Genomic DNA, 17,976 nt, shown 5'->3' on the forward strand with positions numbered 1-17,976 from the left:
ACGAAGAGACATGGCACAACCACAATTACAACCACAAGCACATGTAGTACCTTTAAAAGTGAAGCAAGAAGAAGTCGTCTCTCCTTGGAAGGATGCATGGAGAACGCTACGAAAAAACAAGCTCGCGTTGGTGGGCTTCGGGATTATTTTGTTTTTCATTGTTGTGGCGGTTTTAGCTCCATGGATTGCTCCGTATCCGTACGATGAAGGCAAGCTCGTGATGAAAAACAAGCCACCTTCCGAAGAGCATTGGTTTGGAACAGATTACAATGGTCGCGATGTATTTAGTCGCGTGATTTATGGGGCACAAATCTCTTTGTGGGTAGGGACGTTCTCTGTCATTGGCTCCGTTCTCGCAGGGACCTTGCTCGGTCTTTTGGCAGGATACTATGGCAGATGGATCGATACGATTATTTCGCGTATCTTTGATATTATGCTTGCCTTTCCTAGTATTCTGTTGGCAATCGCTGTTGTTGCCATCTTGGGTCCTTCCTTGCAAAACGCCTTGATTGCGATTGCGATTATTAACATTCCGACATTTGGACGGTTAGTACGCGCCCGCGTATTGAGCTTGAAGGAAGAAGAATTCGTTATGGCCGCACGGGCAATTGGGATGAAAAATTCCCGGATTATCATGCAGCATATTTTGCCGAACAGCCTCGCACCAATCATTGTGACCGGGACGATGGGGATCGCAACAGCGATTATCGAAGCAGCTGCACTTGGCTTTCTCGGACTGGGAGCACAAGCGCCAGAACCAGAATGGGGAAAAATGCTCGCTGATTCACGTCAGTACATTCAGAAAGCACCATGGACTGTTATTTTTCCGGGGCTCTCTATCATGCTGACAGTTCTCGGCTTTAACTTAATCGGGGACGGCTTGCGCGATGCACTCGACCCGCGTATGAAGAGCTAGTCAAAACGCAAAAAGACAGAAGGGGCTGGAGGTACCCGTCCTTCTGTCTTTTCTTTTTTTATGCTTCTTCCATGAAGGTGCGGCACAACTGATTGAAAGCAGGAGCAGCTTTCGTGATGACTTGATGCTTCACGTTAGGGATCATCTCGAGTTTTGCTTTTGGCAATTTCATGGTAAGCATCTGCGCATAATGGTGCATCCGTTGATCTTGTTTGCCATAGGCAAGTAAAATCGGAAGCTGGATGTTGCCCAGACGCTCCGTACAATGATAACGATGTCCGGCAGCGTAAAGGTATTTCAGGCTAGTGGGATCTGTTTTGGAGGCCTGTACCGTCCATTTTTCACGCATTTCTGGGTCAGCGACATGTGAGGAAGCAATCGAACGGGCAAGAAGAGGGACTCCGTGAAGCATCGACATTGCCTGTGCCATCCAAAATCGTCCATGTAAATACAGGTCATTCACTTCGGAAAAGCCGCTCACGAGTATGGCGCCTTTTACAGCATCCGAATAGCGAAGACAATATTCAAGGGCGATGGAAACACCTTGGGAGTACCCCAAAATAAAGGGACGTTCAATGCCGAGTGACTGGACAAGCTTATGGAGCTGTTCTGCCAGCTCCCCAATGGAAAAGGGCTTCTCCATCGGTGAACTGTCGCCATGTCCGGGCAAATCAGGGACAATGATCTGATATGTATCTGCGAGTGTTTGCTGATAAACAAAATTGATAGAGCCGATGCATGGCGCATGGATACACAATAACGGCTGGCCTTTTCCCGATATGTGAAAAGCAAACTGCTTGCCATCCTGATGGACGAGTATTTGTTCCATTTTCATTTTCACCCCACCCTTAGGTTGTCCGATATGAAGTAGATTTTTCATTTGAACTCTTCTTTTTTTGATGGGGAAGTGGTATTCTCGCAATAGAATAATTGGTGAAAGCAGGGTGAAGAAGTTGTTTCAAGAGCGCATTTCGAAGCTCCACACGTTTTTGACAGAGCAAGAGCTGAACGCGGTGTTGATTACCTCCCCTAAGCACGTTTACTATTTGACCGGATTTTTTACAGACCCGCATGAACGTTTTATGGGTCTCGTTATTCCTGCTGAGGGAAAACCTTCTTTGATTGTACCTGCTCTTGATCGTGAGGCAGCCGCAGAGGCTTCGTTCGTTCAAGATATCCATACACATACGGATATCCAAAACCCCTATGAAATCCTCAAGCAAGTGTTGCCAGCGAACTTGACGAAGCTCGGTATTGAAAAAAGTCATATGACTGTCGAGCGCTATGAAGCACTTGGACAAGTTGTTCTGGCGTCGAGCTATGTGGATGTGGAAGAGCCACTGCGTGAAATGCGTTTGATCAAATCGGCGGATGAAGTGGAGCGTTTGAAGCACGCTGTTCAGTTGGTCGAGGAGTCCTTGCGGGAGACCCTGAAAAAAGTCAAGACAGGCATGACCGAGACAGAAATCGTAGCTGAGCTGGAATTCCAGATGAAGCGCTTGGGTGCCGAAGGTCCGTCCTTTACATCCATGGTATTGGCAGGGGAGAAGTCGGCACTGCCACACGGGAAACCAGGAACGCGCCAGGTGCAAGAAGGCGACTTGCTTTTGTTTGATATCGGGGTAGCAGCCAACGGATATGTATCCGATATTACCCGTACCTTTGCTGTAGGCGAGATCAGTGCTCAGCTTCAAGAAATTTACGAGACAGTATTGGCTGCCAACGAAGCGGCCATTGCTGAGATTCGTCCGGGTGTGACTTTTGCGCATTTGGATAAAACCGCTCGCGATGTCATCACCGCAAAAGGCTACGGAGAATACTTCATGCACCGTCTTGGGCATGGACTTGGGATGGATGTACATGAATATCCATCTGTTCACAGCCAGAACCAAGAAGTGCTTCGTCCAGGGATGGTCTTTACGATCGAGCCAGGCATCTATCTGCCAGGTGTAGGCGGAGTGCGGATTGAAGACGATGTATTGGTTACGGAAACGGGCGTTGAAATTCTCACGCAGTTCCCGAAAAAACTGACTACTATCAATGAATGAATAAATCGTAAAAATTGAATACGTATCGAATGGTGCTAGATGGCATATGCCGTCAGCTTAAAAGGGAAGTCCGGTGAGAAACCGGCGCGGTCCCGCCACTGTAACGAGGAGCAACTAGCGAATAGCCACTGTTTTTTGCGAGACAAAAAATGGGAAGGTAGCTGGGTGTGTTGATTCGTAAGCCAGGAGACCTGCCATGCGATCATATACAATCGACCCACGAGGATGGGGCAGATGTGGAAACAGCCTATGAAACGGCGCCTTTGTGCCTGCTTATAGCTATATCTACGTTTGTCATGCACCTCCCGATTGAAATGGGGGGTGCTTTTTTTGTGGAGGATTTCGTTCAACTCATCATATACATACAGAGAAGGGGATTACAGATGTTGAAGACAAACAAACCACATACAGTAATGAAAGGACTAGCTTTCGGTATCATGACAGCTGCCATGCTTTTGGTTTCGGCATGCGGCTCCACTACGACAACACAGGCTCCAGCCAAAACCGAACAAACGGCTGCACCAGCAGCAGAGAGCAAGCCTGTAACACTAACCAATAATGGCATCGAAATGACCTATCCAACAGCACCTGAGCGTGCAGTGACTTTGAACCAACACGTTACCGAAATCATGCTGGCATTGGGCCTGGCTGATAAAATGGTCGGAACTGCATACCTAGACGATAAAATCCTTCCAGAGTTAAAAGCAGATTACGACAAGATTCCGGTACTGTCTGACAAGTATCCTACGAAAGAAGTGCTGCTGGCAGCGAACCCAGACTTCGTGTACGCCGGATGGAAAAGCGGCTTCGGCGAAAAGGGTGTAGGATCGATGCAGGATTTGGAAAAGGTCGGCATCAAATCGTATCTGCAAGCGTCTTCTAGCATGCCTGGCCCGACAATCGACGATGTGTTTGCAGACATTACGAATATTGGACGCATTTTCCGTGTGGAAGACAAAGCCAATGATTTGATTAATAAAATGAAGAGTGAATTGGATCAAACGATTAGTAAAATTGGCAAAGTGGACGAGCCGCTTAAAGTATTCGTGTACGACAACGGAGAAGATAAACCATTCACAGCAGCCAACAACTACATGACGTCCTTAATCAAGACTGCTGGTGGTAAGAACATTTTTGATGACATTCAAAAGGGTTGGGCAGAGGTCAGTTGGGAACAAGTAGTGAGTCGCAATCCTGACGTGATTATTATCGTAGACTACGGTGATAGAACCGTTGAGCAAAAACGCAATTTCCTTTTGACCAAAAAAGAACTGGCGGATATCCCGGCGATTAAAAATCAACGACTAATGGTATTGCCATTGTCCGCGGCTTCTGAAGGCGTTCGAGCACCGATTGCGCTAAAAATTTTGGCGGAAGGACTCTACCCGGATAAATTCAAATAGAGTACACCCCTTTTAAGGGAGGGAATAACACTGCAACAGATCAAGTTACCTTATATCATCATTACTCTACTGGTCGGACTCTTCCTCTCGATTACGTTCGCAGTTACCTTGGGATCAGTGGAGATTAAGCCGACAACGGTATGGAAAATCGCCTTATCAAAAATTCCGATATTGACCCAATGGATTGAGGTGGATTGGTCCAAAGGGGAGCAAACGATTATTTGGGATATTCGCTTTCCGCGTGTACTCTTGGGGGCGATCGTCGGCGCAGGTCTGTCTGTCGTGGGAGTAGCGATCCAGTCGTTGGTTCGCAACTCCCTGGCTGACCCGTATGTGTTAGGTGTATCTTCAGGTGCTTCGGTTGGAGCTACCTCGGTCATTATATTCGGAGCATTCAGCATGTACGGGCAGTATGCGCTATCCTTTGGCGCTTTTACAGGCTCCCTTGTGTCAATCATTCTCATTTTTACGCTATCCCGTATCGGAGGACAAAACTCCACAGTACGCCTGCTCATGGCTGGAATTGCGATATCTGCGATCTTGTCTGCCATTACCAGTCTCCTTGTCTTTTCAGCGCCGAATGAGCATGGAATTGGGACGGTCCTGTTTTGGTTAAGTGGAAGTCTGGCTGGCGGGAAATGGGAGTACCTGACTATTCCTACATTGATTGTCGTCATCTGTCTCATCGTCTTAATGGCCCAATACCGCTCGTTGAATGCGATGCTGATGGGCGAGGAGTCAGCGGGGACATTGGGGGTTAATACGGTACAATTCCGCAAGCTTCTCCTGGTGATCACGGCACTTCTCACGGGGGTAATCGTGTCCATCGCGGGATCAATCGGTTTTGTCGGATTAATGATGCCCCACATCGTCCGTGTGATGGTCGGATCAGATCACAGACGTGTTCTTCCTGTCAGCGCTTTATTTGGCGCGATATTTCTAATCTGGGTTGATGTAGTCGCCAGGCTCGCATTTGCACCGGAAGAGCTGCCAATTGGTATTTTGACAGCGCTGTGTGGAGGTCCATTCTTTATCTGGTTGATGTTGCGGAGTTCTTATTCCTTTGGAGGTAGCGGACGATGAATTTGTTGGTGGAGAATATATCGGTCGAACTGGAGAAAAAGGAAATCCTTCGCAACGTCAGTCTGGAGGTGCGCTCTGGAGAGTTTGTGGGGCTGATCGGGCCGAATGGCAGTGGGAAGTCCACATTGCTAAAAAGCATTTATCGCGTATTGAAGCCGCGTTCGGGATGGATCTCGCTTGATGGCGACGACGTGTATAAGTTAACCTCACGTCAAAACGCTCAGCGAATGGCGGCAGTACGGCAGGAGTCCTCTGTTGAATTCGATTTTTCGGTAACCGAAATCGTGAATATGGGACGTGCTCCGCATAAACGGCTGTTTCAGTCCGATAACGCAGAAGACGCTCGAATTTGTGAAGATGCGCTACAGCGGGTAGGGATGCATACATATGCCGATCGCAGCTTTTTCAGTTTATCGGGTGGGGAGAAGCAGCGGGTGCTGATTGCCAGAGCGTTGGTGCAGCAAGCTGAGTTTCTTGTCCTTGATGAACCGACGAATCATTTGGATGTTCGATACCAATTGCAGGTCATGGATCTGGTCAAAACGCTGGGAATTACGGTCTTGTCTTCGTTGCATGATCTCAATATCGCAGCGATGTACTGTGATCGTCTGTACGTGATCTGTGAGGGGGAAATCGTTACCTCAGGGACGCCGGAGGAAGTCTTGACACCCCAGCTGATTCGGAATGTTTTCGGCGTAGAGACAGAAGTGACGACCCATCCCATTACAGGCAAAAGACATGTGTATTTCTACTCGGAAGCGATCCGTGTGAAACCATCTATCCAGAAGGTAATGAGTGGAGCCAACGGATAGGGGCGGAGTTGAGTTTTCTGTGATTTTCATAAGGGGATGCCTAGTCGGCGTCCTTTTTTGTTAAGGCTACAGTATAAGGATTTCAAATAAATTTTTTATCATACAAAAAATTGTTGAAGAAGAATTTACAGAATAGTATGGTTAAAGAAAGGGATGAAATTGATGACGAGGTGATGGTCTTATGTCCAAAGTAGAGCAGCGTTTAAAAGAGTTAGGGTATGAGTTGCCGCCAGTTCCTCCAACCATGGCGAACTATGTGTCATGTGTACAGACTGGCAATGTCATTTATACATCCGGTGCTGGGTGCTATGTAAATGGAAACCCGATATATCTAGGCAGGCTCGGATCGGATGTGACGATCGAGCAGGGCTACGAGGCTGCAAAGGTCACGGTTCTGAATCTGCTAGCCATTTTGAAAAGCGAGATTGGTGATTTGGATCGAATCACACGGATTGTCAAGCTGTTCGCACTCGTCAGCAGCGCCCCTGATTTCTACGAGCAGCCGCGGGTGGTTAATGGAGCTTCTGATTTCCTCATCGAAATTTTTGGTGAAGCGGGTAAGCATGCGAGAGCGGCAGCTGGGACATCTGTTCTTCCGTTTAACAATCCGATCGAAATTGAGATGATTGTGGAAGTGAACGAGGGGTAATATGAAAAACGTACATCCGATATTAGCAAGCTACATTCCGGTAGTAGGGGGACTGGCACGGACATTTGGCGAGCATTGTGAAGTGGTGTTACATGATCTGACAGGCGATATTTCCTCATCGATCATTGCCATTTCCAACGGCCATGTCAGTGGCAGGCAAATTGGTTCGCCGGTAACGAATTTGGCACTGCAAGCTCTACGTACGGCGAAGGTCAGTGAAGAAGCTTTTGACCTCAACTACCGCAACGACACCATCAAAGGCAAACAGATCAAATCGAGCTCCATTTACATCAAGGATGAGCAAGGAGAAGTCATTGGCAGTCTGTGCATCAATCTTGATATCACTCATCTCGCAATGGCGCAATCATTCATCGAATCGATGATGGTGATCCAAGACAAGCGTGAGGCAGAAAAAGCGGAAGAGAACTTCGCTCCGACTGTCGGGACTTTAATGGAGCAAATGATAGACGATTGCCTGAAACGAACAGGCAAACCAATCGCCCTGATGCAAAAAGAAGAGAAGATTCAATTTATCCACCAGTTGGATGAAATGGGTCTCTTTTTGATCAAAGGAGCCGTGCAATACGTCGCGGATTTGTTGGATATATCCAAATTCACGGTTTACAACTATCTCGATAAGAAAAATCCATAGAACAAGATGGGAGATGACCCGTATGACGGAAGTAACGAGAGAACAGGCGCGCAAATTTCATGACGGTGTTCACGTTCTAGATGGGCATTTTGATCTGCTGATGGATGTGGAGATTCAGCGTGGATACGGTCGAACCAAAATGATCGAGACAGAGTATTTGCCACGGTTCCAGCAGGGTGGCGTGCATTCCATCGTAGCAGCAGTGTTCGTAGAGGATGCGTTTGTACCAGAGATGAGTCTGCGCAAGGCACTCAACCAGATCAGCGCTATGCATGCAGAAGCGGCAGAGTCTCCCGAGCACATCGTCATCGCCAAAAATCTGGATGATTTGCAACGGGCAAGAGCGGAGCAAAAAGTATCGTTCATTCTGTCGTTGGAAGGGGCAGAGCCACTGCATAACGACCTGAGTCTCTTGCGTGTCTTTTATGAGCTCGGAGTACGGATGATGGGGCTTGTCTGGAGTCGGCGCAACTTCGTTGGGGACGGCAGCTTTTTTGCACCGGTACGCGAAGGGAAAAAAGGGGGCATCACTGATTTCGGTGTGCGCCTTATCGAGGAAGCGGAAAAGCTGGGCATCGTCATCGATGTGAGCCATTTGAATGACGAAGGGTTCTGGGACGTGATGGAAATTGCTGAAAAGCCCGTGATTGCATCTCATTCCAACAGCCGAACAGTCGTGCCGACGATGCGCAATCTGACAGATGAGCAGATCAAAGCGATTGCGGAAAAGGACGGACTTGTCGGGCTGAATGCGTTTAGCATGTTTACAGCGGCTAACAGCGCTGACGCAACTATTGAGAGACTGATTGATCATGTTGACTATATGAAAAAGCTTGTTGGAGCAAAGCACATCGGTATAGGCCTTGACCTGTGCGATGATTTGACGAAATATTTGCCCTTGGACAAGATTGCCAAAACCAAAGAGATGCCATTTGATGTAGTAAAAGGCCATGCGTCACTTCCGGAAATTACGCGTGAGCTAATGAAACGCGGGTACACGGATGCAGAAATCGAAGGAATCTTGGGTGGTAATTTCCTCAGAGTGTATCAGGAAGTGTGGAAGTAGATCAGATAACAGGAGGAATGGCGGATGGCACAGACTGGGCATAAACGAGCTTCTTTTGGCTATTATCAATCCGGCATCAAGGTAGCTGATATACGCTTTGAGGATGGGGAAGTTCGACATCGGAGTACAGGATGGGATACGAGCAGAGCGACGGACGGTCTGTTTGCCAAACTGGCTGAAGGGGAAGCAGTCTACGAATTGCCTCTCCTCACCCTGGCACAAAAGCTACCGGAATGGGAGCAAATCGACTGGGAGAGCGATCAAGTCGTGTTTCCGGAAAGTGGAGGGCACTACCAACGTCACCTGTCCATCGAAGGTACAGGTCCTGCAGGGCAAAAGCAAGCGTGGATATGGGCGGTGCGCGAAGCAGCGCAGCCAATTGACTTGATCATTTGTGAGAACGAAGTCATCGCTTTTGTGCTGACAGGTCGTGGCGATAGCGCTGTATTGGCTAAAACAGGGTGGGAGGATTTGACGCCGCTCACGATGTGGCAGGACCCTCAGTTGTCCGAAGTTAACTACGGTGTACATCATTTGGGTAGGCATGATGTAGAGATGAGAGATGGCATTCGTCTGGCGACCGAGGTTTGGCTGCCCGCAGGTTTGACGGAAGGACAGCGAGTTCCAACGATTTTCATGCGCACTCCCTATGGACGAATGGATGGCATTTTTCGCCGTTTACCCTTTGTAGCTCGCGGATATGCGCTGGTTGTTCAGGATACGCGCGGGCGTGAAGATTCCGAGGGAGAGTGGATTCCACTCGTTCACGAGCGCAATGATGGAGACGACAGCCTCAACTGGATCGCGAGTCAGGAGTGGTCGGATGGCAACATCGGGATGCTCGGCGGTTCCTATGTGGGCCATGTGCAGTGGGCTGCGGCCGCAAGCGGAAATCCACATCTGAAGGCGATTTTCAGCTACGTGACAGTTGGGACACCTTACGTGGACATCCCACGCAAAGGGGGAACGATTCTTGGTGGTCTGTCATGGATTTTCATGATGGCAGAGAAGCGTCGAAATGTCGCGGCTCTTTCTCGGGATGACTGGAGTGAGGTCATCAAGGTGCGCCCGATCAAGGAAATCCCGCAAAAAGTGCTGGGGAAAGAAATCCCGTTTTGGACAAAGTGGATGGAACATCCGGACGGAGACGAGTTCTGGGCTATGTCAGACTGGAAACGGCATGCGGATCAGGTAAAGGTGCCTGCACTTCTCGTATCAGGCTGGTATGACGACAACGGGATGGGGACGAGCGAATCGTGGGAGGTTATCTCGCGAAATGTGCCAGAGCACGCCAGACTCATCTTGGGGCCGTGGTATCACAAGGCGAATACGACGCGAGAAATCCATCATGTGCCCTTTGGAAACAACGCAATCCGCTACGATCTGGATGTGACACAGCTCCGCTGGTTTGACCGTTATTTAAAAGGAGTGGAAAATGGCGTCGATCAAGAGCCTCGTGTTGAGTACTACATGGTGGGAGAAAACGAATGGAAGACTTCGCAGACTTGGCCGCCAGCGGAGACGACGCTGACGAATCTGTATCTGAGCAGTGGGGGAAACGCCAATACGAGTGGCGGAGATGGAACACTGACTCTGTCTATCCCAGGTGAACAGGCGGTGGATACATACAGCTATAATCCGCTAGACGCAGCACCGTATCTGCTGGATTTGTCCGAGAATGAAAACAGCGTTCCGGAAAACTATCGGGATGTGGAAGAGCGGGCAGATGTCCTTGTCTACACATCAGAGCCATTGGAAGAGGAAGTCGTTATCGCGGGAGAAATCTCGGCTGTTATCTATGCATCCAGCTCAGCGCGTGATACAGATTGGCTGGTCCGGCTGTGTGATGTAGATGAGGAAGGCAATTCGATTCGTCTATCAGACGGGATTATTTGCGCACGCTACCGTCACTCATTCCAAGAGCCTGAGCTACTTGTTCCCGGACAAATCGAGTGCTATGAAATTCGCATGACCAAGATCGCCAATGTTTTCCGAAAAGGTCACCGCATTCGCGTCTCGGTTACTTCTGGCGCTGAGAACTTCTCGTTCCCCAACCCGAATACAGGCAATGATCTGGCAACGGAAACGGAGACTCTCATCGCCGTGCAACGTGTCTACCATGACAGCCGGTATCCGAGCCATATCAAGCTCCCTCTCTTGCGTTCTGGGGGAAGTAAGCAATCTTCAGGAGGTATCTAAAGCAATATGACAGTTTACAGTTGTAGAATATGCAAGTTCCGTTACGACGAGTGGTTAGGTGATACGAAAAATGGCGTCCCGCCCGGGGTGCCTTTTCCTCATTTAGCAGGTTCTGTGTGTACCGACTGTGGGATGGACGAGGAAGGTCGGCACTTGCCGCTTCCTGAAACGAAGTACACGAACGTAGAAGCTACGTATTACGATCAGTTTGCGGGGAAGGCTAGCATCGCTTTTTATCGAAACTGGTTGGTGCGGGAAGCGGAGCAATCACCAGTCTCCGTACTGGAGCTGGGGGTTGGAACAGGGAGAATTGCCATTGAACTGGCACGGAATGGCTTGTCAGTCTGCGGGATAGATTGGAGCCCGGATATGCTAGAGATGGCTGCAAAAAAGAAACGGCGCATGTTAAAAGGGAAAGAAGATCTGCTGGAGCTGGTCGAACAAAATATGTGGGGGCTGGAGCTTGAACGGAAATTTACGCATGTGCTTCTTCCAGAAGGGATTTTTCAGCAGGCCACCTGTAGAGACAAACAACGTCAATTGCTTTCGGTCATCCTCGATTACATAACGGAGGACGGAACAGTGGCAATTGACTTACTCTTGCCGCCAGTAAAAAATCAATGGACAACGATGCAACGCAAATTCGTTTTCCCGGACCGAATGGTGTATCAAAAGGTGGAGGGGGAAACCTCACTCTTGGATCAAAAGTTCCGCTACACGCTTACTTATGAGACTTTTCTTGATCAGATCGAGCAGCCGAGGTATCGTGTAGAGCGCGAGATGGCACTGCTTTTGCCTACAGAGCTTGAACTGTTATTGGAAGGATCAGGCTTTCACGTCACTTATAGCAAAGAGAATGTATTCCACAAGCAAGACTTCGATCCGAGTCAAGCGGACGAGGGTTATGATATGGATCGTTGGCAGCATGGAGGGTATCCATTCGCTGAATCTGTAGGGACACCGGGTGGAGCTACTCGCTGGACGATTTTGGCGAAAAAAATATCTTCCTCCACTTTGTAACAAAACGTCTGCTGCTGCATCTAACCAGTGAATGCGAGTGAAGGAGGTCACGCCCTTGAAAAAATTGCAGCCAACGACTGCTGCTGCGTTTGAACAAATCATGAGGGAATATGGGACCCGCGTGCTTCGACTCGTCACTTTTCTGGTCAAAGATCGTAGTTTGGCAGAGGATATTACCCAAGATGTATTCGTTAAGGTGTATCGGCATCTTCCCTGCTTTCGGCAGGAGAGCAGTGTGCACACGTGGTTGTATCGAATCGCGGTTAATGAATGCAAAGGTTATTTGCGTTCTTGGTCGTTTCGCCATATCCTTCCCCGCTCGTGGATTAGACAGGATGGGGAGCTTTCTACAGAAAGTCTTGTGCTCGATCAAGCCGAGAGGGACCAGCTCGTAGCGGAAGTGTTGCAGCTTCCTCCGCTCTATCGCCAAGTGATTGCCCTTCATTACTATGCGGATTTATCCATCGGAGAGGTGGCTGAGGTGCTAGGAGTAACGGAAGGAACAGTCAGAACTCGGTTGCATAGGGCCAGACAGCAGCTACGGCAGAGTATGGGAGAGGGGAGGGACTGGGAATGGACGAAAACCGATGGCTCACGGACTTAAAGGAACGGGCAGATCAGACCATTTTTTGTGATGTACAGTTCACTGCATCGATGGAAGAGCGAGTGCGGCAGAGGGTGAGGCACAGAACTGGGTGGATGACTGGCTGGAGGAAGCTAGCCTTGTCCGGCGTTGTTCTGACGATGGGCTTGCTATTGTGGTTCGGGCACCCCATTCAGGAGGAGAGACAATCTGCACAGCATGAGGAGAGACCTTCACAACAAGAGGCACAAGTACCCTCCTTGTTGCCAGGGGGCCAAATCGTCGAAGCGGATTTGTGGAAGTTGTCGCCTTCTTTGTCTTCCACTTACGACAATCAGTCCTTTTCTTATTTGGGAGAAAATCCTGTCCGCATCATGACAGATCAGGACGGTTTCTACGAAGGGCAGACGCAGCGCGTGATATGGCTGTTGAATGGGGACTATGCACAAAAAGTAGAGATCGCTGCTTACAACACCGATGGGACCCGTCTGTCATTGGGTAGCTACGAGGCTATGGACCCGTTATACGATGCGGATGGTCATTTTCCATCAGGGATCGTGTTACCTGAACCGGGAAAATGGAAGCTAGAAGTAAGAGCAGGAGGCAAACATCTCGGACAAGTTTTTGTCGAGGTGAAAAAAGGGATAGCACCTGCGAACCGTCAATTGGTTGGACCTATCATTCAGCAGTATTTGGAGACGGAAAGTGATGAGCTGGTGTGGCTGGGAAAACATCGCGAGATTAACGTCGAGCTCCTCGGTGTGGAAGCGCCAGATGCTGCGAAGCGAACGGTATACGCTTGGGTGAAAATAACGGGTAGCAATTCTTCTGCGCTCAGTGCACCGATGGCCTTTCAAATCGTATACAATGGAAATGATTATCGGGTGACTGACTTCCAAATGCCCGAAGACGGCAGCAACTACCAGGGCAGTCTGCAAAAACTGTTTCCACCTAAAGTGCTAGAGCAAGTTCACAATCGATCAAAAACAAAGTAAGAATGACAAAACGGACCTTTGCCTAAAAGAAGGTCCGTTTTTCGCTGTTCATGTTTATCCGTATATTTGAGCACCTATCGCCCAATACGTCCCAGCCCGGCGTGGCAGGCTATCAGTATTCGCAACCATCACTGGGGGATGAGAAACCTGTATGAAGCCGTTTTGCTCCAAATAAGTGTGAAATGCTGTTTGCTCATCTGGTACGTCTATCCGCACACGTCCAGTATGATTTTGTGTCAGCTTGTACAGGATGTGTTCAGCCATGAAGGCATTTTCTGCGACGATCGGTCCCGCGATAAGGTTGACTGGGCCTTGGACGGCGAAGCCATACCCGATGATTTTGCTGGAGCGATTTTTGACTACCAGACAGGTAGTGGCTTGTCTCATGCGTGTCTCGAGAAAATGAGTGCGTCTGCTACCCAGTGCTGCTTTGTCCAATTCAACCACACTCGAGAAATCGTCCAACTCCATAGGTACCATTTCGAATTCGTCACTGGCTTCGTTTTGCAGAGGTGCTTCAGGCACAAAGCGTTCAGCTATGAACTTTCGAATACGATCTACTGTCTGGAACCTGAGATTTTTGTACAATGGCTCTCCTTCTGGAGTTGCAATGAGCATGATCGTTGTATCGGTAGAAACAGACGTCATGCACGCCTGCATGAGCTGGCGGCCAAATCCTTTGCCTTGTGACGAGGGATGGACGATCACCATACCGATGCTGGCAAGCTTGTCATCGTACGGGATGATAGCCGCACATGAAAGTAGGGTGCCACTCGCGTCTTTGTGACCGAATACGGTGCCGATAGACAGAATTGTGTGAATTTCAGGTTCGTCGTAATCCCAGCCTACGGAATCAGATAAGGCAATGAGACCGGGAATATCTGCTATCGTCAAGCAATGCAAGCAAGAGTCAACGCTGTTCACTTTGATCATTCTCCGTTTCTTTCGTTGTGTTCACGGCGGCGGTATCGCCTAAGGAATCGTTAAATGCTTCCGCAACTTTTGAACGTGTAGCGGCCAGGCGCTTCGCAGCTCCATGCTCATGCAGCGGATCACTCCATGCTATTTACCACTTTAGCACAGGAAAAGTTTGGATACGAGAAAAAGGAGGCAAATGCCCGATTCTCTTTGGTTGCTCTTTATATCATCGGTTTGTTATAATTACTGTTAGTGTATTTTTTGTGAGGCGCAATCTGAACGTTTGAATGGATTCGCGTGGGAGGGAACGAACAACACATGGATCGTCGTGAAAGACAAAAAAGGATACGAAATTTTTCCATCATCGCCCACATTGACCATGGAAAGTCGACGCTGGCAGACCGTATTTTGGAGCTGACCGGTGCTTTGACTGCACGTGAGATGGAAGCCCAGTTTCTTGACACGATGGAGCTGGAAAAAGAGCGCGGGATTACGATTAAGCTCAATGCCGTGCGTTTGAACTATAAAGCAGATGACGGTGAGGAATACATTCTCCACCTGATTGACACCCCTGGACACGTCGACTTTACGTATGAAGTATCCCGCAGTTTGGCTGCTTGTGAAGGGGCTATTCTCGTCGTGGATGCGGCACAAGGGATCGAAGCCCAGACATTGGCAAACGTCTATTTGGCGTTGGACAGCGACCTGGAGATCATTCCGGTTATCAACAAAATTGACCTGCCGAGCGCAGAGCCTGAGCGCGTGAAGCAAGAGGTTGAAGACGTAATTGGTCTGGATGCCAGTGATGCGGTTCTGACATCTGCCAAAGCAGGTATCGGGATTAAAGAAGTGCTGGAAGCGGTTGTGCAAAAAGTACCGGCTCCAGAGGGAGATCCAGATGCACCTCTGCAAGCTTTGATTTTCGACTCCTATTTTGATGCGTATCGTGGCGTTATTGCCTCTATCCGTGTCATCAACGGGACCTTGAAAAAGGGTATGAAAATCAAGATGATGGCAACAGGCAAGTCGTTTGAGGTAACAGAAATCGGTACCTCTACACCACGCCAAACACAAGTTGAAGAGTTAACGGTTGGAGACGTAGGTTACGTAGCAGCTTCCATTAAAACGGTGGGAGACACCAGTGTGGGGGATACCATTACAGATGCGAATCGCCCTGCACCTGAACCGCTACCTGGCTATCGCAAGATTAACCCGATGGTATTCTGCGGTCTGTACCCAATCGAAACAAACGAGTACAACGATCTGCGTGATGCGTTGGAAAAGCTCCAGCTCAACGATGCGTCTCTGCAGTTTGAACCGGAGACTTCCCAAGCACTTGGCTTTGGTTTCCGTTGTGGTTTCTTGGGACTTCTGCACATGGAGATCATCCAGGAGCGGATCGAACGGGAATTCAACATTAACTTGATTACTACCGCGCCGAGCGTTATTTATCGCATTACCAAAACGAACGGCGAAGTATTCGAAATCGACAACCCGTCTAAAATGCCGGAAGCGCAAAAGATCGAAATGGTCGAGGAGCCTTACGTTACTGCGACGGTCATGGTGCCAAAAGAATACGTCGGCGATGTTATGCAGCTGTGCCAAGGTAAGCGCGGTGAGTTTCTTGACATGCAGTACTTAGGTGAGAATCGCGTGCAGCTGAAGTACGACATGCCATTGTCCGAGATCGTCTACGATTTCTTTGACATGCTGAAGTCGGGAACAAAAGGATATGCATCCTTTGACTACGAACTGGGTGGCTACAAAGCTTCCAAGCTGGTGAAAATGGATATTCTCCTCAACAGCGAAGTGGTGGATGCTCTGTCGTTTATCGTACACAAAGATACAGCCTATGCTCGCGGTAAGGTCATCTGCGAAAAGCTGAAGGAATTGATTCCTCGCCAGCAATTCGAGGTGCCGATTCAAGCGACGATCGGACACAAGGTTGTCGCTCGTGAAACGATCAGTGCGTTGCGTAAAAACGTTCTTGCCAAATGTTACGGCGGGGACATCTCACGTAAGCGCAAGTTGCTCGAAAAGCAAAAAGAAGGAAAGAAGCGCATGAAGTCTGTCGGTTCCGTAGAGGTACCACAAGAGGCGTTTATGGCTGTATTGCGCATGGATGATAAGAAGTAGCACTCTCCCCCCACCGTACAGCCACCAAATTGGCGAAATGGTGGGGGATTTATTTACCTTCATACATAATTTACCCGAAGGTTAACGGCATGAAATGGGATGTAGAATGCGACGACATACGCAGAATTTACAAATCTGCTTCTGTCGTCTTTCTTTTTGGCAGATTCCGTTCTGGTGACCACTCGACCCTGGGGAGGATCGAGTGGTCACCAAGGATGTGGTGGTTGGGGATGATTGGTTACAGGTGGTATCGCTGGTGGGTGTGGATTAATTGGGGGGAGTGGTACAGGAGTTGGGGGATGGGGATCGAGGCTGTGTGGTGGCCAAGGAGTTGGTGGATGTGGGACTTCACTCGATGGCGGAAATTCGGGATTTGGTAAGTTACAATCTGGTGGACAATTAGATTTTGCTTGGGAATCGTTATTGGTTGGTGACAATCAGAACTACCTCCTTTACTTGTTTGTAGTATCGAGTAATGGAGGAGACATTATTCAAATGATTAGGGAAGCAAGTAATAGTAAGGGGTACCGCCAACAATATGGAGGTACCCCAAGTGGGTTCTATTTGACAAGTTCGTTCTGCGCTCGATAACTTTCGATTACATGTTGATAGCCGGGAAGGTTACTGGCTAGTAAAGCACCAAAACCTTCGACGTCGTTGCGCCAATCCCGTTGTAACTCGCACGCTACACTAAACCAGTTCATGAGTTGCACGCCAGCGTGTGCCATTCGCCTTAACGAGGCCTCCGCTACCTGTTTGCTGAAAGTGCCAGAAGCGTCGGTGACAACGAATGCTTCATACCCCGCATGAAGAGCGGAAAGTGCAGGGAAACTTACGCAGACATCGGTAACCACACCGGCAATGATAAGTTGCTTCTTGCCGGTTGCCTGGATTGCTTTTACAAAATCCTCATTATCCCACGCATTGATCTGTCCTGGACGAGCAATCTTGGGAGCTTCTGGAAAGAGTTCGACAAGTTCCCTGATTAATGGACCGTTTGGACCACTCTCGAAGCTTGTGGTAAGAATGACAGGCAAATTGAAAAATTTCGCGGTCTTAGCTAGAGCCATGACATTGTTCTTGAATTCATCAACCCCGTAATCACGTACAAGTCCAGAAATAAGGCCGGTTTGATGATCAATCAGAAGAACAGCAGCATCATTTTGAGAAATACGGGAATAGAGATCAGTCATTTCATAATCCTCCTCAAAAACAAGTAACAACTCTAACATGTCTATTCGAAATGAAACGTTTCATTCACGAATTTGAACAACCGGCTTTTTACGTAAATCTCTCCACTGAATAACGACTACTTTTAGGAGTATAAAAGTCATGTTTGACTCGATATTGAAAAATACACTATGATAATCAAGCTGTTACAAATGCTTGTTGTATCAATGTTTGCAGTCGATTCTCTCATTTACTGTGTTACAATAAAATAACGAGGTCAATCAAAGGCGTATATGGCTGTTTTACGCATGGATGATAAGAAGTAG

Annotated in this window: 17 protein-coding genes and 1 riboswitch; of the genes, 14 read left to right on the top strand and 3 right to left on the bottom strand. The window is 48.6% G+C overall.

Annotated features, from left to right (window positions below):
- Positions 1-10 precede the first annotated feature (10 nt).
- Positions 11-916 carry an ABC transporter permease gene (locus HP398_RS10285; protein WP_017247689.1) on the top strand — a complete coding sequence of 302 codons (906 nt, stop codon included), beginning with the start codon at positions 11-13 and terminating at the stop codon, positions 914-916.
- Between the two features lie 58 nt (positions 917-974).
- On the opposite strand, the gene HP398_RS10290 is transcribed toward HP398_RS10285, so the two are convergent.
- Positions 975-1,796 carry an alpha/beta fold hydrolase gene (locus HP398_RS10290; protein ID WP_254476005.1) on the bottom strand — a complete coding sequence of 274 codons (822 nt, stop codon included), beginning with the start codon at positions 1,794-1,796 and terminating at the stop codon, positions 975-977.
- 73 nt (positions 1,797-1,869) lie between these two features.
- Between HP398_RS10290 and HP398_RS10295 the strand changes: the two genes are divergently transcribed.
- From HP398_RS10295 to HP398_RS10345, 11 genes are all read left to right on the top strand, one after another.
- Positions 1,870-2,964, top strand: coding sequence for a M24 family metallopeptidase (locus HP398_RS10295; protein WP_173622549.1), 1,095 nt, complete (start codon positions 1,870-1,872; stop codon positions 2,962-2,964).
- Between the two features lie 13 nt (positions 2,965-2,977).
- A riboswitch (cobalamin riboswitch) is annotated at positions 2,978-3,177 on the top strand.
- 170 nt (positions 3,178-3,347) lie between these two features.
- Positions 3,348-4,367: an ABC transporter substrate-binding protein gene (locus HP398_RS10300; RefSeq protein ID WP_173622509.1), complete on the top strand. Its 1,020-nt coding sequence runs from the start codon at positions 3,348-3,350 to the stop codon at positions 4,365-4,367.
- A gap of 24 nt (positions 4,368-4,391) precedes the next feature.
- Complete coding sequence (locus HP398_RS10305; protein ID WP_371736732.1) at positions 4,392-5,450, top strand: FecCD family ABC transporter permease; 1,059 nt, start codon at positions 4,392-4,394, stop codon at positions 5,448-5,450.
- Positions 5,447-6,262: a heme ABC transporter ATP-binding protein gene (locus HP398_RS10310; RefSeq protein ID WP_173622510.1), complete on the top strand. Its 816-nt coding sequence runs from the start codon at positions 5,447-5,449 to the stop codon at positions 6,260-6,262. Before HP398_RS10305 ends, HP398_RS10310 begins: the two co-directional genes overlap by 4 nt.
- Positions 6,263-6,443: 181 nt before the next feature.
- A complete protein-coding gene (locus HP398_RS10315; protein WP_017247695.1) occupies positions 6,444-6,911 on the top strand; it encodes a RidA family protein in 468 nt (155 codons plus the stop codon).
- A 1-nt stretch (position 6,912) separates the two neighbouring features.
- The gene (locus HP398_RS10320) at positions 6,913-7,563 is read left to right on the top strand and encodes a helix-turn-helix transcriptional regulator (RefSeq protein WP_173622511.1); all 651 of its coding nucleotides are present in this window, start codon (positions 6,913-6,915) and stop codon (positions 7,561-7,563) included.
- Positions 7,564-7,585: 22 nt separating this feature from the next.
- On the top strand, positions 7,586-8,629 hold the full coding sequence (locus HP398_RS10325) for a dipeptidase (RefSeq protein WP_173622512.1): 1,044 nt from the start codon (positions 7,586-7,588) through the stop codon (positions 8,627-8,629).
- Positions 8,630-8,653: 24 nt separating this feature from the next.
- Positions 8,654-10,828, top strand: coding sequence for a CocE/NonD family hydrolase (locus HP398_RS10330; RefSeq protein WP_173622513.1), 2,175 nt, complete (start codon positions 8,654-8,656; stop codon positions 10,826-10,828).
- A gap of 6 nt (positions 10,829-10,834) precedes the next feature.
- Positions 10,835-11,848 carry a methyltransferase domain-containing protein gene (locus HP398_RS10335; RefSeq protein ID WP_017247699.1) on the top strand — a complete coding sequence of 338 codons (1,014 nt, stop codon included), beginning with the start codon at positions 10,835-10,837 and terminating at the stop codon, positions 11,846-11,848.
- Between the two features lie 55 nt (positions 11,849-11,903).
- The gene (locus HP398_RS10340; RefSeq protein WP_026042989.1) at positions 11,904-12,452 is read left to right on the top strand and encodes a sigma-70 family RNA polymerase sigma factor; all 549 of its coding nucleotides are present in this window, start codon (positions 11,904-11,906) and stop codon (positions 12,450-12,452) included.
- Entirely contained in the window at positions 12,422-13,426 is a 1,005-nt protein-coding gene (locus HP398_RS10345) for a hypothetical protein (protein WP_173622514.1), read from the top strand. Before HP398_RS10340 ends, HP398_RS10345 begins: the two co-directional genes overlap by 31 nt.
- A 54-nt stretch (positions 13,427-13,480) precedes the next feature.
- On the opposite strand, the gene HP398_RS10350 is transcribed toward HP398_RS10345, so the two are convergent.
- The gene (locus tag HP398_RS10350) at positions 13,481-14,359 is read right to left on the bottom strand and encodes a GNAT family N-acetyltransferase (protein WP_173622515.1); all 879 of its coding nucleotides are present in this window, start codon (positions 14,357-14,359) and stop codon (positions 13,481-13,483) included.
- A gap of 303 nt (positions 14,360-14,662) precedes the next feature.
- Here HP398_RS10350 and lepA point away from each other — a divergent pair, with 303 nt between their 5' ends.
- Both lepA and HP398_RS31175 read left to right on the top strand, forming a co-directional pair.
- Entirely contained in the window at positions 14,663-16,480 is a 1,818-nt protein-coding gene (lepA, locus tag HP398_RS10355) for a translation elongation factor 4 (RefSeq protein WP_017247703.1), read from the top strand.
- A gap of 271 nt (positions 16,481-16,751) precedes the next feature.
- On the top strand, positions 16,752-16,883 hold the full coding sequence (locus HP398_RS31175) for a hypothetical protein (RefSeq protein ID WP_256436338.1): 132 nt from the start codon (positions 16,752-16,754) through the stop codon (positions 16,881-16,883).
- 157 nt (positions 16,884-17,040) lie between these two features.
- Here HP398_RS31175 and ycaC read toward each other — a convergent pair whose 3' ends face one another.
- Entirely contained in the window at positions 17,041-17,673 is a 633-nt protein-coding gene (gene ycaC / locus HP398_RS10365; protein ID WP_173622516.1) for an isochorismate family cysteine hydrolase YcaC, read from the bottom strand.
- Positions 17,674-17,976 lie beyond the last annotated feature (303 nt).

The organism is Brevibacillus sp. HB1.4B (genome assembly GCF_013284285.1).
GTDB lineage: Bacteria > Bacillota > Bacilli > Brevibacillales > Brevibacillaceae > Brevibacillus > Brevibacillus porteri.